Here is a 22571-nt window from a genome sequence, read left to right as displayed (position 1 = left end):
TCACCAACGCGGCCGGCACGGCCTCCACTGCCGGAACAGCCACCAGCACCATCGTGGCCGCGCCGGCGACTCCGGTGGTCACGGCCCCAGCCAATGTGACTGCCAGCCAGGCTGGTTACACCGCGTCAATTCCGGCTCAGGCAGGTAGCACCTATGCCTGGACCATCACGAATGGAAGCATCACGGCCGGTGCCACCACGACCAGCATCACGTTCACGGCGGGAGCCTCAGGCAGCACCATCCCCTCCTGCATCGTCACCAACGCGGCCGGCACGGCCTCCACTGCGGGAACAGCCACCAGCACCATCGTGGCCGCGCCGGCGACTCCGGTGGTCACGGCCCCAGCCAATGTGACTGCCAGCCAGGCCGGTTACACCGCGTCGGTCCCGGCTCAGGCAGGTAGCACCTATGCCTGGACCATCACGAATGGAAGCATCACGGCCGGTGCCACCACGACCAGCATCACGTTCACGGCGGGAGCCTCAGGCAGCACCATCCCCTCCTGCATCGTCACCAACGCGGCCGGCACGGCCTCCACTGCCGGAACAGCCACCTGCACCATCGTGGCCGCTCCTGCCATCACCGACTTCACCGCAAGTGGCGGCCTCAGCACCATCACCATCACCAATGGCTTTAGCACCACCCTGTCGTTCACCTTCAGTGGAGGCACGGGTTCCATCGATCAGGGCGTGGGCTCCGTCACAAGCCTCGGAACAAAGAATGTGAGCCCGACAGTCACCACGACCTACACCCTGACCGTGACCAATGGCGTGAGCACTCCCGCTACAGCGCAGGTGACCGTGAATGTGGTGGACCCGCCCGTGATAACCAGCTTCACGGCCGCGAACTCGCCCATCGCTTCGGGCACCAGCACGACCCTGACCGGGGCATTCACCGGCGGAACGGGCTCTGTTGACCATGGCGTCGGTGCCGTGACTTCCGCAGTTGCCGAGACTACGGGCAATCTGACGACCACGACCACCTTCACCTTGACCGTGGCCAATACGGCGACCACTCCCGCCACAGCCACAGCCACGGCCACCGTGACCGTGGGCAACACCCTCACCGTGAACATCACGGGTCTGGGCAACCTGCCAGGCAACGTGGTTGTCACTGGACCCAGCGGCTACACCAGCGCGGTGCTTACCGCTGCCACGCAAACGCTTTCGGGCCTGGCGGACGGCGTCTATACGATCACCCCCGCTACTGTCACGGACCCGAGCCAACCTGGCCAGGGGCGAGGCGCGGATGGCACCGGCACTCCAGGTACCTTGGGACCCGCCAACCTACAACGCTACCCCGCCGTGCTTTCACTGACCCAGACCCTCGCCCTCGCTGGCACCAATACCGCCACGGTGGCCGTGGATTATCCCGCCCCGTACCTGACCGTAACGGTACCTGCGGACCCGGCGGTGCCTATCCTCAGCACCTCGATCGACTTGGTCCTGGTCCCGGCGGGAACCTTCACCATGGGCGAAACAGAGTCTGTTGTCGGGTCAGATCCCTCGACACAGCCTTCACATGGCGTGACCTTGGGCAAGGCGTTCTACATCGCGAAGGTGCCCTGCACCCAGGCCCAGTGGGTGGCCATCATGAACAACAACCCCGCGCATTTCACAACGGGCAATGGATTCCCGGATCCGGACGAGCTGACTCGACCTGTGGAAACAGTGGACTTCAACGCCATCACCACCACCGGTACAGGCTTCCTGGACATGCTGAACTCGGCCGCGGCGTCGGTTCTGACGGGCCCACTAGCGGGCAGTTCCTTCCGTCTGCCCACGGAAGCCGAGTACGAGTACGCCTGCCGGGCCGGGAGTGAATCCACCGTGTTGAACGTCCCAAATCCCTTGGACAATAATTACTATTTCGGCTCCTATGATCCGGGTGGTGGAGACCCGACCGTCATCCTGCTCATCCAACAGTACATGTGGTGTACCGACAACAGCAACCTGACCACTCAGCCGGTAGCCAAGAAACTCCCCAACGCCTGGGGCTTGTACGACATGATCGGCAACGTGTGGGAGCTCAACCGGGATGATTGGCACGCCGATTATTCCGTCACTGGAGCAGGCATCCCCCCGCTCCCGATTGATGGCAGTGCCTGGCTGGATGCCACGCCGAACATCCAGCACTCCTACAAGGGCGGGTCCTGGGCCGGTCCCGCGAGCGATGGCCAGTCCAAGCGACGTGGGGCCTATCCCATCAATCCAGTTCCCACTCCCGCCAACGAATACTCAGGTTTCCGCGTGGTCCTGCCGCTACCTTGATGCTTACCCCTCCGGCCCCGGCGCACTTGCTCCGGGGCCGACACAGGTTTGACGCCTTCCTGAATACCCGATCCCCGTTTGTTTCCGGCCTCAGTTCCTGGCAGGGGCGGCCGGGGATCGGGACTTTCGACTGGTTTTGCGGTTCCCGCCAAGCATCACCCACCAACTCGGGCATATTGGGCAGCGCACCGCCACGCTTGACCCATTCCGCCATCTGCATCCACACCCCGGCTCGGCGGTTCTTGAACCTGGGATCAATGGCGGGGCCGTGGAACTGGATTCAGAAGGGGGTGTATCCAGCCGTCCTTAGGTTCATCACTAGAAGTGTCTGAATTGAGTTTCCTAGAGTGATCCCGGAGTATCGCCGCGCCTGATGCCTTGTGGTCACGCAGATAAAAAAAACCGCAACTCAATGACGGCGGCGTTCTTGGTTGGTAGTGTGACGAATCCTACTAACTGATCCCTGCACTGAGGATGGGCCCGGATTGCCTGTTTCAGGGAAATTTACAGGGATCGCGCGCTTTCCCGACCTACTTCGAGGATTACCCACTTCTCGGATGCAGGTAGGGCGGGCCTTTGGGACTGTTCGGAACGGGATTCCCTATCAACTCAATCAGGGAATGTCCCTGCACTGATCAAGGAATCCAGCGCCGGCATCAAGGAGCTACCTCCAGGCGCTGCCGCCCAGCCTGGAGCTTTAATTTGATTCCGAACCACGGGGCGGATCGAATCACAGATCCTTCCCGGGGATAGAGCCTGGCTGTCGCCTTCGAGCCCTACCCGGCATCCGCAAGGTAGAAGGGGCCCCCGGTGATCGAATTGATCAGCACTTATCCACTTCCATTTTGGTTCGGTTGGAGCGACGACATGGATCGGAGGGTGAAATGACCGACGCAGATGATCCATCCGAGTCCTACGAGGTCGGCTTCGGGAGGCCTCCCAAGAACACTCAGTTCCAGAAAGGGGTTTCTGGAAATCCGCTGGGAAGGAGACCCCAAGGGGCCCCTTCCAACTCGAGCGAAGCAGACGAACTGACCACAACTTATGACATCGGATTCAAGCAGCCGCCCAGGTCAACGCAGTTCAGGAAAGGAGTATCTGGGAACCCCTACGGCAGGAAAGCAGAAAGACATTTCGTTGAATCCATCCTTAGCAAGGTGTTGTTCAGTGCCACAGCGCCTACCGCAGCAACCCGGAGCCGGGCATGCACCAACTTGGAAGCCATGGTGCGGGCCATGGTCATGAAGGCCCTTGAAGGAGATGTCGTTGCGTTCCGCGAGGTGATGGAATGGATCTGTGAATTCGGCATCGGCATGGAGAGTCGGCTCGCCGCTCGGAAGCTCTCCCTTGAACTCCAGAGCCACCTGCTTGAGGCTCGAAAACGATAGGTCCCCATTGCACTGTTCGTGACTCTGACAATGCCAAGAGTACCCTGTGGGGCGTGCAGCCTTGCCCGTAGAGCCTAGGGTCCATAGCCAACGTTGATAGCTAGAACCCGAGTGGCCAGCAGGAAGGTCGGCTTGAAACTAAGTTAGAAAAAAATTATCCAAAAAATATTGACTGAACGATATTCGATCGGCTACATTCTGAATCTGCCTGGTTGTCAACCGGCCCTCAAAGGAGATTCACCGTGTTCCTCAAATCCCACCTCAGCCTGCATGGCACAGCGAGCGCACCCGCGCGTCGCGTGGCGATGCTCACGGCGCTGGGATTTGATACCCGGTGCTCGGAGTGGTCAGGTTCCCAGGAACCGAAGTCCCGAAGGGGCTATCGCCACCTAAAGAGTCAAGGGAACTTGATTCCGACCGTGTAAGGCGTTTCCAGGCCGGGTTCACACCCCAGAACTGGCGCCACCGGAAGACCTGAAGAACCCAGGGGCATGGGTCCGCAGCATCAGGCATACCGGAACATGGTTGAAGCGAACGGCCCATAGGGGCGTGGCCCAGCGGCTACGGCACCTGGCTCTGATCCAGGCAATCAGAGGTTCGAGTCCTCTCGCCCCTACCACCATCCACTGATGGGGGATCGTTCAGCGGCAGGACGCGGGCCTTTGGCTCCCGAGACCCTGGTTCGATTCCAGGTCCCCCAGCCAATCCACCCACGGTGAGGTCAACCGAAATCGGTATCGGCCCCGGTTGCTATCCGGGTTGGGGAAGTTATATCTCCATGTGAGTTCGATCCTAACCCCACCGCCATTGCATTTCATCAATTCTTGTTCATTGAAAACTTCATATTTTGGATAACTGCTATTTCTGGTCGTTTGAGGATGATCGGAAAGGTGGAATCAAGGGCAGGCGAGAGCCTTCTGACCCGGCAGATCACCGCTTCAGGCATACCTGGGCGCATCACCGGCAAGTGAGGACGTTCGTCTGCCCGCAGTACCCCTGTCGGCATGACCGACAGGGTTCTCGGGAGCGTTGGAGGAGCCTGGCCGTCCTCGGTGCACTGTCTATGCACACATCACGGGTTCGAATCCCGTACGCTCCGCCAAATTCGGGTCCGAAGTGTTGTTGCGTGGCATGCCTGCTTTGCAAGCAGGAGGGCCGGGTTCGATCCCCGGCGGATCCACCAGTCTAGGGAGCATGGCCAAACGGTAAGGCACCTGGTTCTCAGCCAGGCAACCGCGGGTTCGAATCCCGCTGCTCCTGCCAAGTCCAATGCGAGTGTGGCGGAAACGGCATACACCAACGGTTGAGAGCCGTGGTCATGAGGGTTCGAATCCCTCCACTCGTACCATCATGCCGCTCGCGCCTCACTGGGCGGGGCACCGGACCGTAAACCCGGCGCAGAGATGCAACAGGGTTCGATTCCCTGGGGCGGCACCATTCTGGGCGTGGGCCAGCGGTTGGCCACCTGCCTTGGGAGCAGGCCTACACAGGTTCGAATCCTGTCACCCAGACCAATGAGGCTGTCGTCTAGCGGCAGGATCGGGCGCCGCCATCGCCCAGACACGGGTTCAAATCCCGTCAGCCTCTCCAATCCAAGCGCCTCCAAAGCTCATGTGGACGAGCAACCGGCCTTTAACCGGTGGGTAGCGAGTTCGAGGCTCGCTGGAGGCACCAATCCAATGCGGGTCCAGTGGTGGCCCTTGGGCTCATAACCCAAAGGTGGAAGTAGGGTTCAACTCCCTCACCCGCAACCAATCTCCCCAGGGCCAGGTCAACGCATCCAGCCCAGGAACCATGCCCCAGTACGCTATCAGGTATCGCGGCCACTCTCAGAAAGTGGTGTTTCTGTCCGTTCGACTCGGACCTGGGGTACCAATCGCACGGCCCGTCCGGTTCCCTTCAGTGTGGGGCTCTGGGGGGATCGTGAGGGACACGACCAGCCGTCCCCGATCGGGTCACGTCAAGACCTAGGTGAGTTGAGCGGAATGGCATCGCATCCGTCTGGAAGACGGTCTCGCCCTCTGTCCTGAGGGCGTCCCGGTTCGAATCCGGGACTCACCTCCACTGACTCGCGCGCCAGGGCGCAGGCCGGACTCCAAATCCAGCCGGGCGGGGTTCGATTCCCCGGTGGGTCGCCATCCTCAGTGCCGCCTAGCTCCAATCTGGTAGAGCGCTCGCCCGATAAGCGAGAGGGTCTGGGTTCGATCCCCAGGGCGGCAACCATTCATGGGTCCAAGGTGTTGCGGCGTGACACACGCGGATGGCATCCGCGAGAACCCGGTTGAACTCCGGGTGGATCCACCATTCAAGGCGAGTTGAGCGGAACGGTATCGCACCCGCCCCGAAAGCGGACTGGCCCTCTGCCCCGAGGGTCTGGGAGTTCAAGTCTCCCACTCGCCGCCATTCTGCCCCGTCCCAGGGAGGGCCAGGGTCTTCTAAACCCGAACGGCAGGTTCGACTCCTGTACGGGGAACCACCAACATTCACGCGCCCGTAGCTGAACGGGATTAGCACCAGTTTACGAAGCTGGGTTCATGGGGGTTCGAGTCCCTCCGGGCGCACCAATCACGCAAGATCGGTTTGAAGCATCAACCCTGACCGATCCAAACCAGTGGACTGGAAGCTCAATGGTTGAGCAGCGCCCTGTTAAGGCGCCCGATGCGGGTTCGAATCCCGTCCAGTTCGCCAATCGGGCCCAGTGATGGGCCCCCAGACGGTGACGTTAGCTCAGTGGCAGAGCACCGCGCTGTGAACGCGGATGCATCGGTTCGATTCCGTTACGTCACACCACCACGGGCTGGAAGCTGAAACGTGGATGCAGCGCCGGACTGAAAATCCGGAGGATGTCAGTTCGACTCTGACCCAGCCCACCACACCCTCATAGTTCAGGTGAAGAACGCGGCTCTCCGAAGGCCGAGGTCCCGGTGTCGAAACCGGTGGGGGTACCAGGTCCTCGAAGCCGAACTGCATGAGGCAGCCCCCTCCTAAGGGGCAGGTTGGCGGTTGGAATCCGCCCGAGGACACCAGTGCCGCCTTAGCTCATCTGGCAGAGCGCCCGCCTTGTAAGCGGGGGGCACCCGGATCATGACCGGGAGGCGGCTCCACATCAGCCTGTAGCTTAGCCAGGCGAAAGCGCCGGTCTGGGGGACCGGAGAGCGCCCGTTCAAATCGGGCCGGGCTGACCACACTCCTGTAGCTCAGAGGCAGAGCGCCTAGCCCACACCCAGGAGGTCGGGGTTTCAAGATCCCCCGGGAGTACCACTTCGCCCTCGTAGCTCATCGGCAGAGCGCCCGCCCGACGCGCGGGAGGCGGCTGGATCGACACCAGCCGAGGGCACCATGGACCGTGACGCGTCGGAGTAAGCGGCCAGCCCTTCAAGCTGGTGAAAGAGGGTGCAAGTCCCTCACGGTTCGCCAATCCACACCGCAGTAGCTCAGGTGGAAGAGCACCCGGTTCTTACCCGGGAGCGCGCCGTTTCGACTACGGCCTGCGGTACCAATCCGGCGTTTAGCGCAGCCTGGGAGCGCGCCTGCTTCGGGAGCAGGAGGTCGCTAGTTCGATCCTGGCCACGCCGACCAAATCTCATCCGGGACCTCTCCGTGGTGAGCCAACCCGGCCCGCAATGTGTGGGCTTCAATCCAAAACCCTGTTACGAAAGGAGGCGACCATGTCCCTCGCAACCCTCCAGGGGGCTGTCGCCCCCATCAAGATGTGGACCCCCGTCCACGAAGTCGAATCCCAGGCTCTCACCCAGCTCAAGAACATCGCGGCCCTTCCGTGGGTGTTCAAGCATGTGGCCGTCATGCCCGACGTCCATTTCGGGAAGGGCGCCACGGTGGGATCCGTCATCGCCATGAAGGACGCCATCGCGCCTGCCGCGGTCGGCGTGGACATTGGCTGCGGCATGGCCGCTCTGAAGACCAACCTCAGGGCCTCGGATCTTCCTGAAAGCCTCAAGGCCCTGCGGCTCAGTATCGAGCAGGCCATTCCTGTGGGATTCAACCAGTACCGGGATCCCCTGGATGCCATCGAACGGAACCCCCTCTGGGACGAGTTCGAGGACCTGGATGCACGGGTGCAGAACCTCTTCGGAAAGGCCCGCCGTCAGGCGGGAACCCTGGGAGGCGGCAACCACTTCATCGAGGTCTGCCTGGACCAGGACCAGGGCGTGTGGATCATGCTCCACTCGGGCAGCCGGAACATCGGCAACGAGCTGGCCAAGATCCACATCGAGGTCGCGCAGAAGCTGGCCCACAACCAGGGTCTGCCTGACCGTGACCTGGCCGTGTTCCTCAAGGGCACGAAGGAGATGGCGGCCTACCGCCGGGATCTGTTCTGGGCCCAGCGGTACGCTTTCCTCAACCGCGAGGCCATGCTGGCCCAAGTGAAGGATGTCGTGAAGGCCCACTTCCCCGAAGTGGCTTTCGAGCCTCCCATCCTCTGCCATCACAACTACGTGTCGGAAGAAGTCCACTTCGGCGAGGAGGTCCTGGTGACCCGCAAGGGAGCCATCCGGGCCGGACGCGGTGAATGGGGCATCATCCCGGGTTCCATGGGCGCCCGCAGCTTCATCGTCCAGGGCAAGGGGAACCCCGAATCCTTCGAATCGGCGTCCCACGGCGCCGGCCGAAAGATGAGCCGCAATGCCGCCAAGAAGCACTTCAGCGTGCAGGACCTCGCCCGTCAGACCGAAGGGGTCGAGTGCCGGAAGGATGCTGGTGTGCTGGATGAAATTCCAGGCTGCTACAAGGACATCGATGAGGTCATGCGCAACCAGGCTGACCTCGTCGACATCCGGTTCGAACTGAAGCAGGTGCTCTGCGTGAAGGGGTAGTCCCTTCCTGGAGCAAGAAGACCACCCGCGCCTGGGCTTCCAACCTGGGCGTGGGTCAGGAGGGGGGGCCTGGCAAGTGCGGCATCCCCGGCCCACGGAACCTCATGGGTTCCTGGTCGGCCGGTGGTGTCCCGCGATTCGAACCAGGAGGAGCCCTCCCGTACGGGGAAGACGCACATTCCCACGATCAGGGGTTCGACTCCCCAACGGACTGTTAATCCGTGCACTGGTTGCATGCGCCTAAGAAGCGCTCGGAACCACCCACCACTTCTGCCCAGGCCCCAGCCCGAGGGATTCGTCCCGAGGGCAGGGGGCAGCCCGGCCAGCGGTCTCCACCTGCCCATGTGGGCAGGGGCCGGCCCCGGATCTTCAGGCGCATGCCGTTTCGCGCCCAGGTCCAGATCCCGCCGGAGGCCCCGTCGAGACACCCCCGGGGCCTCGGCTGAAGTCTCACCAAGAAAGGAATCCAACGATGTATCAGCGTTATGTCATCTCTGACCAGGAGCGTGGTCTCCTGGTCCGCAACGGTCAGCTTGTCCGCTGGCTGGAACCCGGCCGCCACCGGGTGTTCCGGGGCCTGTCCCGCCTGGAACTGCGTCTCTTCAACCGCGACACCCTCCAGACCCTGTTCACGCCGGAGTTGATGGCCGTGGCCCCTTCTGGCGCTGCCGTGGAGGCCTTCGTGCCTGAGACCCACCTGGGCCTCCTGCGGGCGGACGGCGTGCCCAAGGCCGTCCTCCAGCCTGGCCGCTACCTGCTCTGGCAGCTCGCGTCCAAGGTGACCCTGGACGTGGTGAGCCTCGAGCCCCTGCGCCCTTCGATCCCCGAAGGCTTCTGGGCCCTGGTGCCCACCGCCCAGGTCCAGACCGTTCTGGTTCTGCCCTTCGAGCGCGCCCTCGTCCACGTCGACGGTGTGCTTCGCGAGGTCCTCTCCGAGGGCCGCGCGATCTACAGCACCCTCAACCGCAAGCTTGAGGTGATGCGGGTGGACCTGCGCGAGCAGGAAGTGCAGATCCTCGGCCAGGAGCTCATGACCCGTGACAAGGTCACCCTCCGCCTGAACCTCGTCGTGAAGTTCCGGGTCACCGACCCGGTGAAGGCTGTGCAGTCCGTGGCTTCGCTGCGGGATGCGCTGTACAGCGAGGCCCAGATGTCCGCCCGGCACTTCGTGGCCGAGCTGAGCCTGGACCAGCTCCTGGAGCGCCGCTCAGAGGCCGTGGCCCCCATGGCGGAAGCCCTGCGGGAACGCGCAGCGTCCTGGGGTGCGGAGGTGCTGAAGCTCGACGTGAAGGACCTGGTCCTCCCCGGCGAGATGAAGCTGCTCCTCAACCAGGTCATCGAGGCCGAGAAGAAGGCCGCGGCGCAGGTCATCATGCGTCGCGAGGAAGTTGCCTCGACCCGTTCCATGGCGAACACTGCTCAGATGCTCGAGCGCAACCCTGCGCTCCTGCGCCTGAAGGAACTGGAAGCCTTCAAGGAGATCGCGTCCGCGATCCCCAACCTCACCCTCGTGATGGGCCAGCCGGACCTGCTTCGCAGCCTGGGAGGCCTGAACAAGGATTGAGGCGTTTTATCCGGGGGGTGTGAGTCCATCCATTGCACCCCCCACCCTCGCGGGTCTGGTCCAGCGGCCGGGCCTCGGCCTTCCAAGCCGAAGAGAGGGGTTCAACTCCCCTGACCCGCTCCACCCTGCACCAGAAGCCGAAGCGGACGAAGCGCGGGACTGCAAATTCCGTCTTAGGGGGTTCGAGTCCCTCCTGATGCTCCATTCGCCCGAGGAGCTCGGTTGGTCGAGCACCCGCTTGGTAAGTGGGCGGCCGCCGGTTCGAATCCGGCCTTGGGCTCCAAATTCCACCAGCAGTTATCCCGATGTGAAGTTTGCCTTCTTGGTCACGTGCCGTGACGCCGCTCTCGTAAGGCGGAAGGCCGGGTTGGATTCCCGGAGAAGGCTCCATCGCGGGCGTGGCGGAACTGGCATACGCCTCCAGCTCAAACCTGGATTTCCTGTGGGTTCGACTCCCACCGCCCGCACCAACCGAGGTCCCCATGTCAAGACACACCAAGAAGCACCACACCCAGACCGTCCTCGCCCTGGACTGTCACTTCATGCCCATGGTTGAGATGTCCCGCCGGAAGGCGCTGAAGGCCATGGCCACAGGCCGGGCCCATGCGCTCGACCTCAAGACCTGGTCGAAGCTCGGCCTGCAGGACGTGGCTTCACAGCCCTTCCACGCCGTGGTCTTCTCGAAGGCCAAGGCTGTGACTGAATCGAAGCTCGGGTTCGGGCGTGGCAATGCCAGCATCCTCCGGCGTGATGGTCACCGCTGCCAGTACCTGGGGTGTACGCGGCGGGCGACCACAGTGGACCATGTCATCCCCCGGTGCCAGGGCGGGCCGAGCACCTGGGCAAACCTGGTCGCGTGCTGCCGCGAATGCAATGCTCACAAAGGTGGCAGGACTCCAGAGCAGGCAGGGATGCAACTCCGATCGGCCATTCGTTCACAACGCGCGCTCCTGATGGAACGCTTCCATGCACTGACAGACGGATGAACTTGAATGCATGGCCAGTGGCTGGTGAAGAGACATCTTCCTAGACCACTGGCCTTCACCCTTGAGGTGCCGGCGATAATTTGGGCCGACGGGAATTAGTTGGCTCTTGATGCATGATGAGGGCCGACTGCTTGCTGTACCACCAAGACACCTTAGAGGGATCCATGGAATTCAATGACCTCCTGGCCAAGCAGAACATCGATCCCAAACAGGTGCTCGTCTTGCGGCATCGGCCCAAGGAACCACGGCTGCATAGGGCCCTTCCCTTAATGGCTGCTGATCGCCCGGACCTTTACAACGCATACCAACAGACCCAGACCCCGCAGGTACAAGCGGCCATGCTGAAAGCTCCCTATGTGGCTTCTTTTGTGGGACACAGCGCTGGGAAAGCTTTTTTCGTAGGGCTTTATCGAAATGCGGGTTCACTCCCACTGACTTTTAAACAATATTGGGAACTCCCCTGCCACAAGGAACTCAAGAAATTTGGCATGACTGGTTACCAAGGGGGCCGCGATCCAATTCTCTGGTTTGAACTTGAACGGATGAAGTTCTATTCCGAATGGGCCGGGAAGCTGATCGTGGACTGGCCCGGCATCGATCGCTCTTGGTGGCGATGGTCCGAACGTAACCACATACCCATCTCTGCCATTCTTGAGGAAGACTTATTGAACCCCGAGATGGCTGCTTGGAATCAGATTTCACTCGCATGGGAAGAACTGAGCCTTCTGCCGGGGAAGTGGCGAGAAGCCCTAAGGCAGTGGCGTGGAATCTACCTGATCTTCGACGAGGCCGACGGCAAGGGTTATGTGGGATCAGCCTATGGTCGTCAGAACCTATTGGGGCGATGGACCAACTACGCGGCCTCAGGACATGGTGGGAACAAGCACCTAAAGGCCCGAGACCCTATCGGCTTTCGATTCACCATCCTCCAACTGGTTGCGCCGGATATGCCCGCCGAAGATGTCATTGCGTTGGAATCGAGTTGGAAAGATCGCTTACACACCCGGGAGCCTTTCGGGCTCAATGCGAACTAGCAAGCCCTCGTAAGCGCATGCGACACCCTTGGCGTTATCGAAAGCTGGCTTCGACTCCTTCGTTCAACCTTTGATTCCTGAACCGTTTGGCGCGCTGTTGGAAATAACTCGTTTCGTCTGAACCAACGGCTTTCGCGTTTCGCGAATCGCGAAAGGGGCGGGGACCCCTTCCGGTGGCGGGCGCGGCCGGACCCCGGTCGCGCCTCGAGCGGGGATGGGAGTATGATCCAGACGCTTCTCCAGCTCGATCCCATGTGGCTCTTTCCGGGAGGTTCCCGTGCACCACGGAACGATCTCTCCAGCCATTGCCGCCGGCTTGAAGCGCCTGCGGGCTCGTCTCGTCGACGCCAGGATCCCCTCCTCCAAGCTGGACGAAACCATCAACCTCGCGACCTGGAACATCCGCGAATTCGGGGCCGGGCCGCGCACGGAGGCCTCCCTCCACTACATCGCCGAGATTCTCGGGCAGTTCGATCTGGTCTCCGTGGTCGAGCTTCGGGACAACCTCCAGCAACTCCGAACGGTGCTGGAGTACCTCGGCCCCTACTGGGACGTGGTCTACTCTGATTACTCCGCGGATCCGGGAGGGAACCACGAGCGGTTGGCGTTCATCCATGACACGCGCGCGGTGACGTTCACGGGGCTGGCCAGCCATGTGGTTGCCTCCGATCGCACGAAGAACGCAAAACAGGACTACGTCTCGGACATCGACTGGTGGCGGCCCCCGTATCTGGCCGGATTCCAGGCGGGGAGTTTCGACTTCATCCTCGTGGTGGCGCACATCCGGTGGGGAGGCGATGGGAACCCCGGGGAGGAGGCGCGGGCCCGGGAGCTGACCAAGCTGGCCAAGTGGGTGGGCGCCAAGGCCAAGGAGAAGTACGTCACGGACAAGGACCTGGTGATCCTCGGCGACTTCAACATTCCCACGGTCACGGGACCCGCCTTCAAGGCCATCACCTCCACGGGGCTCCAGATCCCCAAAGCCCTCCGCGGCGTCACCGGCAGCAACCTGGCCAAAGACAAGCGGTACGACCAGCTGCTGCATCTCCCCTCGAAGGTGTTCGAGGAAGCGTTCACAGGGAAGGGCGGGGTCCTGGACTTCGCGGGGCCGGCGGGGGTCCAGGGTCTGAAGGACCTCTACCAAGGCATCAAGGGCACCAGCTCGAAGGGGCTCACCTACGAACTGTCCGATCACCTGCCGCTCTGGATTCACGTCAACACCGATCATGCGGACGCGGTGTTGGATCAGGTTCTCAGCCGCGGGCGGAAGGGGAAGAAGGTCTGACCGCCAAGCGGGGGCGGGCCATGTCGCGGCTCGTGGGGGGTCAGGCACCGGGATTCCGGCCTGGAAAAAAGGTTATAAATCCTTCCGGAGGTCGACGTGCAACCGGTGGGCTATGTCACGGACGAGAAGGGGCGGCGCATCCTGGCCCTCGTGCCCGTGGCCCAGGAGGTGCCCTCGGGTCGGCGCCGGCTCGAACCCAGTCCACCTGCCACCAAGGAAGAGGGGGGTTGCGTTGGTGCGTTTGACGGCAAGCCCGGCGACCTGCCTGGAATTAGCCCTCCCGGTGAACCCCATCCGTGCGGCCCGAGAAGCGGCGGGCATCACGCAGTCGGATCTCTCACAGGCCCTGCGCATCAGTCAGCCCATGCTCAGCCGTCAGGAACAGCCGCTGCGGCGTCTCCGCCCGCGCACGGTCGCGCGCACCCTGGATGCCATTCGACGCATCCAGGAAAACCGGTCCCGGCCGGTCATCGCGCTGAAGGAGGTACTGACCGGCTACGGAGATCGGCTGGCTGAGAGCGCCGCCCGCAAGCCTCGGGATCCCATCGAACGCCGAATGCTTCGCGAAGCCGGCGATCCTGTGGCCCTGCGGGAAGGTGAGGATGCCCTTCGCAGGGCTGGTGAACGGCCACGGCCTCCGAAGCGAAAGCGCACGTGACCCCGAGGCGACGGTCATACGCAGCAACGCCGATTGAGATTCCACAGTCACAGTCGGATGGGGAATCGTGACGAGCATTCAGAACGAGGATTTCCTCGAAGCATTGAAAGCCAGCCGTGTCGCCCATTAGGAACTTGATCAAGGATCTAGATCGGCGGTGGGATGGACCGGGTCCGAGAAGATCCGGCTGAGCATCATCGGCTCCGCTGCCCTGATGATTCAGACGACCTATGTGCGAGGGACGAAGGACAGCGATGTTCTGGAGGGGACGAACCTGACCCCAGACATCAAGGCAAAACTGATCAAGCTCGCCGCTCCGGGATCGGATCTTCGTCGGAAGCACAGGGTCTATCTAGAAATGGTGGCATCGGGACTACCAAGTCAGAAGCTCCCTCCGGATTCGCATTTCACCCTCCCAACAAGTACGAAAAAGGCAGTCACTTCCTGGGGCGCTTCAACCGCTGACTCAAAGGATTCTTGCTCGCGAAGTGCCTAAATTTAGCCGTCATAATGTAGGTATAGTAATGATTGATATTGTGATTTAGATTGGATTTCTTAGATAAAATTGATGCGGCCAATGAAAAGAACATGACCTTCCGGCTTGATTGGTTGAGTCAGGGCCACAATTGATGGGTAACTCCTGGAGTTGAATATATGTTAAATAATTTGTTTATAATTATTTATAAATATTGCATATAGTAATGAACTCACCATTTCTTGCCTCAGATCTAGCAGCAGGGCGAGGTATTCCATCCCATCGGTGAGTGAGTGACTGCGTGACTGCTTCGAGTCAGCTGCTGTAGCAAATAGTAGGCATTATGGGTTAATGGACCTAGTAATCCTTAGATATGGGTAGTTTGGGTCTACCGTTCGGAGCCAAAAATAGCCCGTTCGGCCCTTTCGATTCATACCCAGGCGAATTTGGACCTATCTTTACCCGCTGAACAAGAACACCAAACCAACAAGTCCTCGCCAATTCCTCTCAAGTACCGTCGTTTCCAAAAACGAAGCTAGAGACGGCCTCGGGAGGCCATCTCGGGACAACAGGAGGGTTTCTCCCTCTCAAAGAGCCGGATGGAGGCGTCACCAGAAGGTCACTTCACCTATAGGGAGGTCGCCATGAACGGGCACACCATCCCAAGCACACGTCGGTTCGCATACGGAGGGCTTGGGTCCCTGCTCCCGACGCTGTACACGCTCGCAGTCGGGAAAGATCTCCAGTACTTCACGCACCCCTCTGCGGAAGGCCTGCTTGGATGGTGCATTCGGACCGGAGCGCTGTTCGCGCTTGGGGGGATGGTCGCAGTCTTCATGAAGACCACGCTCAAAACCGCGAAAGCCATTTTTCTCGCTGGAGTCATCGCTCCCGGGTTCGTTCGTGGGGTTATTTCGCAAGACGGAGCGTCAGTCTTTGCACCTAGTCAAGCATCGAGCGAAGAACAAAGTGCACCGTCCGCCGATAAGTCCGTCCCACAGGCCCCGGCGCAGCCCGGGACGATGGGAGGTGTTCAAAGCCATCCACAGCACCTGTTGCTCCGGACCCCAGCTCCCGCACCGGTCCTTGCCGCGCCTCCCCCACCTCCCCCACCTCCCGAGGATCAAGCACGCACCTCCCAAGCAGGCGTTGCCGGTGGAGAACCAGGGCATGGTACGCCGGCTCCGGCAGCAGAGAAACCTGCGCCCAAAGGAAAGCCCGTGCAGCCGCCAAAGGCCCAAGGATCTCTGAAGCGATTCTTGGTTGCATTGCGTGGGTAACACCTCGACAGCGTCCTCGCCTTTTCACGCTTTGTTCAACTGAAGGAAAGCTTCTGGATCGCCTCAATAGATTTGGCTGAACCGGGGGAACCAAATGTGCCTCGCTACCTCATCCGTTCGCTCCTCTAGCCAATGGAATTGGGAAGGCAGCGAAATCGTTAACGACTGCATCATCGAACGAGGGAGGCAGATACCGGGCACCTCGAGGGAATACCCAGTCGACATCCGGGAGTACCTGTCCCTTCCTCGGAACGCGGTGCTCAGAAAAGCAATCGCAGATCTGGTGCATGGTCTCCCACCCAAGAAACAGGACCTTCTCTCCTCCGTCTCACCGGGGACTTATGACGAGAGGGTCCGCCAGGCGTTGGGCTACCTGATGACGCGAGTGAAATACAAGAAGGGGAAGAGCCGAGGATACGACACGTGGATGTACCCGGACGAGACCCTGGCAAACGGTGGCGGGGATTGCGAGGACTTGGCCTTTCTCCTTGCCTCGTTTCTCCTGGCCATGGGGATCAGCGGCTACGTGATCCGAGTCGCGCTCGGCGAAGTTCGCGATTTGGCGAAACCGAACAAAGCTCCTCATGACCATGCCTGGGTCATGTACAAAAGCGAAGCCGGCCTATGGCTCCTTCTGGATCCCCTGCTGCATACCGTTCAGGCAGTCGACGTGAGGACTCAGCAGCGTGCCGTGAATGATTTGAATGCTGGCCCCAAAGGATCCACCGCGCTTGAATACGTTCCCCACTTCGTGTTCAACGATGCGCACCTGTGGAAGGTGTATCAATCCGGCCTTGAGGGTGGGCTCAGGGACTACATCTCCAATCGCCGCTTCTGGACCCGATTTGATCCGGCCTTTGGCGTTCAAGCGCACAACGACATCTTCGATAGTGCCCTACATTCCATGTTCAGTGAGGCGGAGCTGGCGTTCATCAAGGCGACCAGCCTCGCCGTCGATGCCAACTTCCTCGGCTACGACTCGCGGGACCATTTCGATAATGCATTTGTCCAAGAGAGCTGGGCACGAATCGCTGATCGTTTGAGCACCGGGAGCCTGCATGATTTTGCGCTTGCCGGGCACGGGATCGGCGACTTCTACGCCCACACGTCCTATGGGCACTTTGCAATCAAAGGAGGCTCCATCCCGCCCTTCGACAATGGCAAGTTCGGACAGGATCCAGCCAAGGCCCTCTCGGGGCCGCCGGCCTACATGGAGAAGCCCTTCGATCTTCGGAGGGCAGAGTTCAGTGTGAATCCAGCCATCTGGAAGGGCACAAAGGATCAGGCTGTAGCCAGGTGGGCGGGGCAGATTATCAGTGGGCGGTTCGCACAGAACGGCGACCCGAAGCAGGGTTGGTTGGACGCTGAGCGTTTCACCTACATTCCGAAGGTCCTGCGTGATCGGCCTGATTACCCGGATCGTGGTGCTCTGCCTCACCACGACGAGATTGCCGTGGACAATTCCACGCCAAAGAAGAGTCACGTCCTGTACCCACCGGACGTCTACAAGGTTCAATTCAACGCCCGGGTGGCCGCTGCTACTGCGCATCTGGGCCGCATTGCCAGCGATTGGGTCAAGAGATTCCCCCGCTAGAGGGCCGTCTCGCCTTTGAAGTCACCTAGCCTGATTTCGTGATGTGAGGTTCGAACACGATGTCCCTTGGATGGTCTGAGATCTCAGCCTTCGCGGGTATAGCCCCACATCTCCCCAACACGCAGAAACACTGCTCCCAAGACACCTCCGGCCTCCCTCGCGTTCGCTCCAAACACAAGGGTCTCAAAGGCTTGCCGGTGTCCCCTTTCTTCAGGCGATGACGCGAAGAACCTTCCTGTTGAGGAGGAGGTCGACATGGTTCAGGAGAAAACTGGAACGACGAGCGGCATGGAGGACCCAGTCCTAGAGCTTTCCAGATACCCGGATGGGCTCCGAAAGGCGGAAGCCCGATGTCTCGCGAAACGCAGGGGTCTGGATCCGGACAAGGCGGAGGGGGATCTCTCGCCCTGGAAGGGCAAGGTCGGTTTGGCCCTCTCAGGAGGCGGCATCCGGAGCGCCACGTTTTCCCTAGGCATTCTCCAGGCTTTGGCTTCCCCCCTAAAGAAGGAGCCTTCCAGGTTGCTGGCCATCGACATCCTCTCCACCGTGAGCGGTGGCGGGTATATCGGTTCGTTCCTCGGCGGGCTCTTCCTGGCGCGGAAAGCGGAAAACGGCGGGCACAAAAGTCAGGAGATAGGGGAACCCCGCGAGAAGGCTGAACAGGTGCTGGATGGCCTTCGTGATCCTCATAGCACGCCCCTCAGATTCTTACGGGAAAACGGGCGCTATCTCACCCCCGGGGGTTCCGGGGATTTCATGAGGGCAGCGGCGGTCGCCATCCGGAACTTCGTGGCCCTCCATATCGTGATGGGCGTCTTCGCCTTCCTTTGGTTCCTCTGCCTGGACCTGGTCCTGGCCCTGGTCACCGGCCACTTCTCCCTGCAACGTGCGTACTGCCTCTGGGGAGTTGAGCTCAGTGGTTGGATCCTTCTCCCGGGCCTGGCAGCCACCCTCGTGGCCATTCCCGCGGGCTGGGCGTATTGGTTGGCCGGAGACTTCGGATCCTGGAAACCCTTCCGGCCTCCGGCCTGGGCCACGGCCCTTGCGCTCGGCCTAGCCGGTTCAATCCTGGGCTACCTTTCCTGGGCGGGGTATGTGACACCCGTTCTGGGTCCTTGGACCACTGGCCTCTGCTTCTTCTTGGCCCTCGAGGCCTTTCTGGCCTTCCTCTGGCTGGCAATCGATTGGGGAACGCGGACCTTGACCCACCGTTCGGAACAGGCCGACGAGCATGCCGAGTTGAGCCCCAGGCACAGGCTCACGTCGGTCCTGAGGTGGGGTTTCTTCCTCATCCTTGGGGGACTATTCCTGACGCTGATCGACACACTCGCCCTGGCCCTGTACGGCCACCACGCCCGGCACTCCGTGAGTTCCATGATCGGCACCGCGGTGGCGGTCCTGGGTGTCCTCGCCTCCAAGACCCAGTCCATCCGCACATTCCTCGCAAAGAAGGTGCAGGATGCTCCCCAAGGCCGGATCCGGGTCCCGTGGAGCCTGCTCGCGGGGGTCCTCGCGTTCCTTCTCGCGACCCTCATCCTGGCCATCCTGGCCTACTTGGCCCATGGGCTGGGTTCCGGCTGGACCTTCCTCGGGGAGGAATCCATCGACCGGTTGTGGCCCCTCATCCTCGTGGCGCTCGTCTTGAGCGTCGCCTTCGGACGCACGTTCTCCTTCCTGAACCAGTCAACCTTGGGGCCCTTCTACACCGAGATGCTCACCCGCGCCTACCTGGGCGCGTCCAACGGAGTCCGCCACGCGGGGGCGGAAAGCGCCCCGTACGTCGTGGATGGGGACGACCTATCCTGGCGAGATTACCGACCCCATGAACATGGTGGACCGCTTCACCTCATCAACGTCTGTCTCAACGAGACCACCGGGGGCGAATCCCAGGTCACCCAGCGAGACCGCAAAGGCATGGCGCTGGCGGTGGGTCCGGCGGGCGTGAGCGTTGGGGTGAGGCACCACGCCTTATGGGAGAAGCCATTACCCAAAGGAGGATCTGGAGCCTACGGGGTCTTCCAGGTAAGGAGAGACGAGACTTTCAACCCGGAAAAACTCACGGTGGGCCAGTGGATGGGGATTTCGGGTGCCGCCGTCGGGACGGGGATGGGACATGCCAGCAACCGGGGCCTCTCGTTTCTTTTCGGGATCTTGAACGCGCGGCTGGGTCACTGGTGGGACAGCGGCATCCGTCCGAGGTTGCGCATGCTCCGCATGAGCAAGCGGCTTCTGGTTCGTCCTTTCAGAACGGCGTTTTCTGTTCAATTGCACATCCTGGATGAATTTCTGGGGCGCTTCCCCGGCACCTCTACCCAGCTATGGCCAGTAAGCGATGGAGGTCATTTCGAGAATCTGGGCCTCCATGAGCTGCTGCGGAGGCGGGTCCCGTTCATCATCTCCGTGGACGCGGGCGCCGATCCGAAATCAGACCTCGGAGATCTGGAAAACCTCGTTCGCTTGGCCCGGGTGGACCTGGATGCCGACGTTCATTTCCTCTCCGCCGAGGAACTCAAAACCTTCGCCAGTGGACAGGATGGGAAGGACTCCCCCCTAAAGCCCTTTGTTGAGGTCGTCGAGGGGCAAGCCATTCTTGGTCCCTTGGACTGGTTGCGGCGTGGAGACTGGGATGGCGAGATGCTGGCCAAGGAGGGGTGCCAAGGCTTCTCCCGTTGCCATGCGTCCCTGGCCCGAGTGACCTACCGAGAGATGGCCGCCGGCGGAAGCTGGATCCTCTACATCAAACCGACTTTGCTCAAGGCGGGCCAGGTCCATGACGGCCTCCCGCTGGACGTGAGGAAGTACCACGAGCACCACCCCGACTTCCCCCATGAAGGAACCCAGAACCAGTTCTACAACGAGGCCCAGTGGGAGAGCTATCGCCGGTTGGGCGAATACATCGGTCGACGGCTCTTCCAAGGTGAGCGCCTGGATCTGGACCCCATCTGGATGTTCTGTTCCAAGGAGCCCCAATCATGAGATTCCGATCCCTACTTTTCGGGTTTATCGCCTTGGCCGCGTTCGCCGGGGATCCTCAAGCCTTCGAGGCCAATTTCTACTTCGGCATGAAAGCCTCGAACTACTACCGGGACAACAGCCAGGGTGACAACTTCTTTGGCCAGCGCGGGTTCTTCATGGTCGAGACCCAAAGTACCTGGTCAGCGAACACAAGGCCCCTGGCCCTGTTCGGCTCCATCATCCTGGAAGGCAAGAACCAGGCTGCTTACACCCCGAGTGCCGATTCGGAGGTGTTGGGCTACTCAAAATCCGTGGTGAAAGAGACCGGCAACTACTCGGCGGAAGTCGGTCTGCGTTGGGCGCCCTTCCCGCAAGGGGATGGAGGCCTCGCACGTCCCGTGACGCGCCTGTACCTCGTGACATCGGTGACCTTCAGGAATGTGACTCAGACGGAGTTCAATACCTCCACCGGGGCCGTCACGAACACCTGGATAGACCGCTCCATTTCTTCCGGAAAATTCGGGATCCAGCTCCGGAATGATAAACCCGACACCTCATACCGAGGCACCTTCGTCGAAATAGCCTACCTCAAAGACGAGTTTTACACGCAGGCCCAGAGCAGGTTCCTGGTCCGGGGGCGCCTCGTGAGCCAAACCCAAATAAAGGGCAAGCTGGAAGGTGGGTTCTTCCTTGAGGGCAGCATCAATCGGAGCATCGGCCACCCCAGCATCGTGGAGAAGGACGAATCGTCGATCATCGTGGGGCTGAATTTCACGTTCTAGCTGCGTAGGTTTGAGGCTTTTAATTTGGTGTAAATGGGGGTGGCATCGCACGCCCGTGCCGGGTCCCGGCATGGAGCGCTTCTACATGGTCACCGCGAGGGGGTCAGGGGGCTATCGGGCAGCCTTGTCGCAGATGGGGGGGGGGGCGTCACGTCTGGTGTAGGATCGGCTTCAATTTCGAAGTCCTGCCGCATTGCCAACAAAGAAATCAATGAACGGTTTGAGCTGGGCGATTTCTTTCTCAAGGGTTCTGATTTGGTCCTTGTAGTCCTGCTTCCATATGGGATCGCTGCTACGAAATGGCCTCGCGAGCCGGAGCGCGACATTCAGGCTACGGTTGGATTTCTCCATGTGGGATCGCTGACCTGATGTCAGGTCTGGTCGGTGCGTTTTGAGCCAGGTGATCCACTGCCCTCGGAGTTCCTTAAATTGGGCCTCAAGGTTCTTGTGATTTGAGAGTAGGTGGCGAGCGTCCCAGGTTCCGGCCGCGGCCGTACAGACGGGAATCCAATGGTAAAAGCGTGGTTGATGCTCAAGCTTCAGCCACGCCTGAAGGTCCAAGCCTCCATGGGCTTGGAGAAGACGGTCAAACTCCGCCGGTGATTTGGTGATTTGGTTGATCAGCACGCGCTGGGAAGTCTGGAGCTCTGAGTTCACTGTGAGATCGAGGCTACCTGGCATGCTCGCGACCGAGATATTGGGGACATCGTTTTTCGGCATCGTGTCGGATTGGCCAAAGGCATAGGCCCACCAAGCTCCCCCACGAAGAAACGTGGGCAATTTCTCCAGCCTCATAGGTGCAGGCCACGCGATCTGGTCTGGTGAGCTCGAATGAATCATTCGAATGGGAACGGTTTCATACCCTTGGAATGTCCTCCGGACACTTTCGAGGGAATCCCTCAGGACTCTGTGGGTCATGGCCAAGGCGAGTGGGGTCGCCGGTTGGCTGAGTTCGGAAAAAGTGATCGAGCTTCCTTCTGGGAACAGATGTTCAAGGCTTTGACGGGCGTCAAAGGATTTTCGGTATGAAACGCTCTCGGCCATGAGCTGTTTCGAGGCATTGGGGGCTTCGAGAGGCATGGTGAGCTCGACGCATCGAATGCCAAGTTCTTCGAGATACACCTTTCGGAAGGAGGGGATCTTCGGGGCAACCAAGATCATTCGAATCTGCTCTGAGTGAAGCACCTCACGCATTAATCCGTAGTACTCGACGATCTGACCGATGTGATCACGTTCAATGGTGTTTCGCTTCAACTCCACGATGTAGCGAACGTCATCCACCCGGAAAAGGAGGTCGATTCGTTTCCCCTGAATGGAGTACTCCCGCTGCTTTTCCTGGATTACTTGACCAGGAAACAGGGTGTTGGGGTGCTGGAAGAGGTAATCCTGGATCTCTCGTTCAAGCATGGGCGGCACCATGATCATTATGCTGTTTCAGGACGAATAAGAATAAGTAGATGAGGTC

The 22571-nt window shown here is 60.7% G+C and carries 12 protein-coding genes and 34 tRNA genes; 44 read left to right on the top strand and 2 right to left on the bottom strand.

All coding sequences use genetic code 11. The annotated features are described in order from the left end of the window. The 41 genes from MLE42_RS15630 to MLE42_RS15430 all read left to right on the top strand — a co-directional run. A partial coding sequence (locus tag MLE42_RS15630; protein WP_243288776.1) for a formylglycine-generating enzyme family protein occupies positions 1–2270 on the top strand: 2270 nt, incomplete at its 5' end. An 884-nt stretch (positions 2271–3154) separates the two neighbouring features. Continuing rightward, the gene (locus tag MLE42_RS15625; protein WP_243288775.1) at positions 3155–3658 is read left to right on the top strand and encodes a DUF5681 domain-containing protein; all 504 of its coding nucleotides are present in this window, start codon (positions 3155–3157) and stop codon (positions 3656–3658) included. 543 nt (positions 3659–4201) lie between these two features. Further along, positions 4202–4277 (top strand) — tRNA-Gln (locus tag MLE42_RS15620). Between the two features lie 11 nt (positions 4278–4288). Then, a tRNA-Gln gene (locus MLE42_RS15615) sits at positions 4289–4362 on the top strand. Between the two features lie 10 nt (positions 4363–4372). Next, positions 4373–4465 (top strand) — tRNA-Ser (locus MLE42_RS15610). Between the two features lie 216 nt (positions 4466–4681). Then, positions 4682–4760, top strand: a tRNA-Asp gene (locus tag MLE42_RS15605). A 5-nt stretch (positions 4761–4765) separates the two neighbouring features. Continuing rightward, positions 4766–4841: transfer RNA gene (locus MLE42_RS15600), tRNA-Ala, on the top strand. Positions 4842–4846: 5 nt separating this feature from the next. Beyond that, positions 4847–4921 (top strand) — tRNA-Glu (locus MLE42_RS15595). Positions 4922–4929: 8 nt separating this feature from the next. After that, positions 4930–5006 (top strand) — tRNA-Leu (locus MLE42_RS15590). A 4-nt stretch (positions 5007–5010) separates the two neighbouring features. Continuing rightward, positions 5011–5095: transfer RNA gene (locus MLE42_RS15585), tRNA-Tyr, on the top strand. A gap of 2 nt (positions 5096–5097) precedes the next feature. Continuing rightward, a tRNA-Pro gene (locus MLE42_RS15580) sits at positions 5098–5172 on the top strand. A 2-nt stretch (positions 5173–5174) separates the two neighbouring features. Continuing rightward, positions 5175–5248, top strand: a tRNA-Gly gene (locus MLE42_RS15575). Between the two features lie 8 nt (positions 5249–5256). Further along, positions 5257–5332, top strand: a tRNA-Lys gene (locus MLE42_RS15570). A gap of 6 nt (positions 5333–5338) precedes the next feature. Further along, a tRNA-Leu gene (locus MLE42_RS15565) sits at positions 5339–5412 on the top strand. Between the two features lie 42 nt (positions 5413–5454). Continuing rightward, positions 5455–5533, top strand: a tRNA-Leu gene (locus MLE42_RS15560). 95 nt (positions 5534–5628) lie between these two features. Next, positions 5629–5722: transfer RNA gene (locus MLE42_RS15555), tRNA-Ser, on the top strand. 81 nt (positions 5723–5803) lie between these two features. Next, a tRNA-Ile gene (locus tag MLE42_RS15550) sits at positions 5804–5881 on the top strand. Positions 5882–5967: 86 nt separating this feature from the next. Further along, positions 5968–6061: transfer RNA gene (locus tag MLE42_RS15545), tRNA-Ser, on the top strand. A gap of 1 nt (position 6062) precedes the next feature. Next, a tRNA-Arg gene (locus MLE42_RS15540) sits at positions 6063–6134 on the top strand. A gap of 11 nt (positions 6135–6145) precedes the next feature. Then, positions 6146–6222: transfer RNA gene (locus tag MLE42_RS15535), tRNA-Arg, on the top strand. Positions 6223–6271: 49 nt separating this feature from the next. Next, positions 6272–6346: transfer RNA gene (locus MLE42_RS15530), tRNA-Asn, on the top strand. Positions 6347–6374: 28 nt separating this feature from the next. Continuing rightward, a tRNA-His gene (locus MLE42_RS15525) sits at positions 6375–6448 on the top strand. Positions 6449–6452: 4 nt separating this feature from the next. Next, a tRNA-Phe gene (locus tag MLE42_RS15520) sits at positions 6453–6531 on the top strand. Position 6532: 1 nt separating this feature from the next. Next, positions 6533–6606 (top strand) — tRNA-Arg (locus tag MLE42_RS15515). A gap of 1 nt (position 6607) precedes the next feature. After that, positions 6608–6684: transfer RNA gene (locus MLE42_RS15510), tRNA-Arg, on the top strand. Between the two features lie 2 nt (positions 6685–6686). Continuing rightward, positions 6687–6762, top strand: a tRNA-Thr gene (locus MLE42_RS15505). 3 nt (positions 6763–6765) lie between these two features. After that, a tRNA-Pro gene (locus MLE42_RS15500) sits at positions 6766–6843 on the top strand. 1 nt (position 6844) lies between these two features. Next, positions 6845–6919 (top strand) — tRNA-Val (locus tag MLE42_RS15495). A 4-nt stretch (positions 6920–6923) separates the two neighbouring features. Continuing rightward, a tRNA-Val gene (locus MLE42_RS15490) sits at positions 6924–6998 on the top strand. A 1-nt stretch (position 6999) separates the two neighbouring features. Continuing rightward, positions 7000–7075, top strand: a tRNA-Glu gene (locus tag MLE42_RS15485). Positions 7076–7081: 6 nt separating this feature from the next. Further along, positions 7082–7157: transfer RNA gene (locus tag MLE42_RS15480), tRNA-Lys, on the top strand. Between the two features lie 3 nt (positions 7158–7160). Further along, a tRNA-Pro gene (locus MLE42_RS15475) sits at positions 7161–7237 on the top strand. Positions 7238–7326: 89 nt separating this feature from the next. Beyond that, on the top strand, positions 7327–8493 hold the full coding sequence (locus MLE42_RS15470) for an RtcB family protein (protein WP_243288774.1): 1167 nt from the start codon (positions 7327–7329) through the stop codon (positions 8491–8493). 472 nt (positions 8494–8965) lie between these two features. After that, positions 8966–10057, top strand: coding sequence for a slipin family protein (locus MLE42_RS15465; protein WP_243288773.1), 1092 nt, complete (start codon positions 8966–8968; stop codon positions 10055–10057). 49 nt (positions 10058–10106) lie between these two features. Next, positions 10107–10180: transfer RNA gene (locus MLE42_RS15460), tRNA-Gly, on the top strand. 84 nt (positions 10181–10264) lie between these two features. Next, positions 10265–10340: transfer RNA gene (locus tag MLE42_RS15455), tRNA-Thr, on the top strand. A 33-nt stretch (positions 10341–10373) separates the two neighbouring features. Further along, positions 10374–10447: transfer RNA gene (locus MLE42_RS15450), tRNA-Thr, on the top strand. A gap of 2 nt (positions 10448–10449) precedes the next feature. Further along, positions 10450–10527 (top strand) — tRNA-Leu (locus tag MLE42_RS15445). Between the two features lie 12 nt (positions 10528–10539). Further along, positions 10540–11043, top strand: a complete 504-nt coding sequence (locus tag MLE42_RS15440) for an HNH endonuclease (protein ID WP_243288772.1) — start codon at positions 10540–10542, stop codon at positions 11041–11043. 164 nt (positions 11044–11207) lie between these two features. Then, positions 11208–12077 carry a GIY-YIG nuclease family protein gene (locus MLE42_RS15435; RefSeq protein ID WP_243288771.1) on the top strand — a complete coding sequence of 290 codons (870 nt, stop codon included), beginning with the start codon at positions 11208–11210 and terminating at the stop codon, positions 12075–12077. Positions 12078–12354: 277 nt separating this feature from the next. Further along, entirely contained in the window at positions 12355–13362 is a 1008-nt protein-coding gene (locus MLE42_RS15430) for an endonuclease/exonuclease/phosphatase family protein (protein WP_243288770.1), read from the top strand. Positions 13363–13699: 337 nt separating this feature from the next. Here MLE42_RS15430 and MLE42_RS15425 read toward each other — a convergent pair whose 3' ends face one another. Then, positions 13700–14098, bottom strand: a complete 399-nt coding sequence (locus tag MLE42_RS15425; protein ID WP_243288769.1) for a hypothetical protein — start codon at positions 14096–14098, stop codon at positions 13700–13702. A 1771-nt stretch (positions 14099–15869) separates the two neighbouring features. On the opposite strand from MLE42_RS15425, the gene MLE42_RS15420 reads away from it, so the two are divergent. From MLE42_RS15420 to MLE42_RS15410, 3 genes are all read left to right on the top strand, one after another. Next, positions 15870–17369 (top strand): transglutaminase domain-containing protein, encoded by a 1500-nt coding sequence (locus MLE42_RS15420; RefSeq protein ID WP_243288768.1) that lies wholly within the window; start codon positions 15870–15872, stop codon positions 17367–17369. A gap of 1641 nt (positions 17370–19010) precedes the next feature. Next, positions 19011–20345 (top strand): hypothetical protein, encoded by a 1335-nt coding sequence (locus tag MLE42_RS15415; protein WP_243288767.1) that lies wholly within the window; start codon positions 19011–19013, stop codon positions 20343–20345. Next, positions 20342–21106 (top strand): hypothetical protein, encoded by a 765-nt coding sequence (locus tag MLE42_RS15410; protein WP_243288766.1) that lies wholly within the window; start codon positions 20342–20344, stop codon positions 21104–21106. Before MLE42_RS15415 ends, MLE42_RS15410 begins: the two co-directional genes overlap by 4 nt. 171 nt (positions 21107–21277) lie before the next feature. Here MLE42_RS15410 and MLE42_RS15405 read toward each other — a convergent pair whose 3' ends face one another. Then, positions 21278–22531 carry an endonuclease NucS domain-containing protein gene (locus MLE42_RS15405; protein ID WP_243288765.1) on the bottom strand — a complete coding sequence of 418 codons (1254 nt, stop codon included), beginning with the start codon at positions 22529–22531 and terminating at the stop codon, positions 21278–21280. Positions 22532–22571 lie beyond the last annotated feature (40 nt).

The sequence above is a fragment of the Geothrix terrae genome, from assembly GCF_022808775.1.
GTDB lineage: Bacteria > Acidobacteriota > Holophagae > Holophagales > Holophagaceae > Geothrix > Geothrix terrae.
The sequence above is the reverse complement of the archived record's forward strand: the minus strand, read 5'-3'. Positions and strand labels throughout refer to the sequence as shown.

Bases quoted from the DNA above. Each gene is read 5' to 3' on its own strand.
- MLE42_RS15465 (WP_243288773.1), top strand. From the start codon at position 8,966: ATGTATCAGCGTTATGTCATCTCTGACCAGGAGCGTGGTCTCCTGGTC.
- MLE42_RS15435 (WP_243288771.1), top strand. From the start codon at position 11,208: ATGGAATTCAATGACCTCCTGGCCAAGCAGAACATCGATCCCAAACAG.
- MLE42_RS15410 (WP_243288766.1), top strand. From the start codon at position 20,342: ATGAGATTCCGATCCCTACTTTTCGGGTTTATCGCCTTGGCCGCGTTC.
- MLE42_RS15425 (WP_243288769.1), bottom strand. From the start codon at position 14,098: ATGCTCGTCACGATTCCCCATCCGACTGTGACTGTGGAATCTCAATCG.
- MLE42_RS15470 (WP_243288774.1), top strand. From the start codon at position 7,327: ATGTCCCTCGCAACCCTCCAGGGGGCTGTCGCCCCCATCAAGATGTGG.
- MLE42_RS15420 (WP_243288768.1), top strand. From the start codon at position 15,870: ATGTGCCTCGCTACCTCATCCGTTCGCTCCTCTAGCCAATGGAATTGG.
- MLE42_RS15625 (WP_243288775.1), top strand. From the start codon at position 3,155: ATGACCGACGCAGATGATCCATCCGAGTCCTACGAGGTCGGCTTCGGG.
- MLE42_RS15440 (WP_243288772.1), top strand. From the start codon at position 10,540: ATGTCAAGACACACCAAGAAGCACCACACCCAGACCGTCCTCGCCCTG.
- MLE42_RS15405 (WP_243288765.1), bottom strand. From the start codon at position 22,531: ATGATCATGGTGCCGCCCATGCTTGAACGAGAGATCCAGGATTACCTC.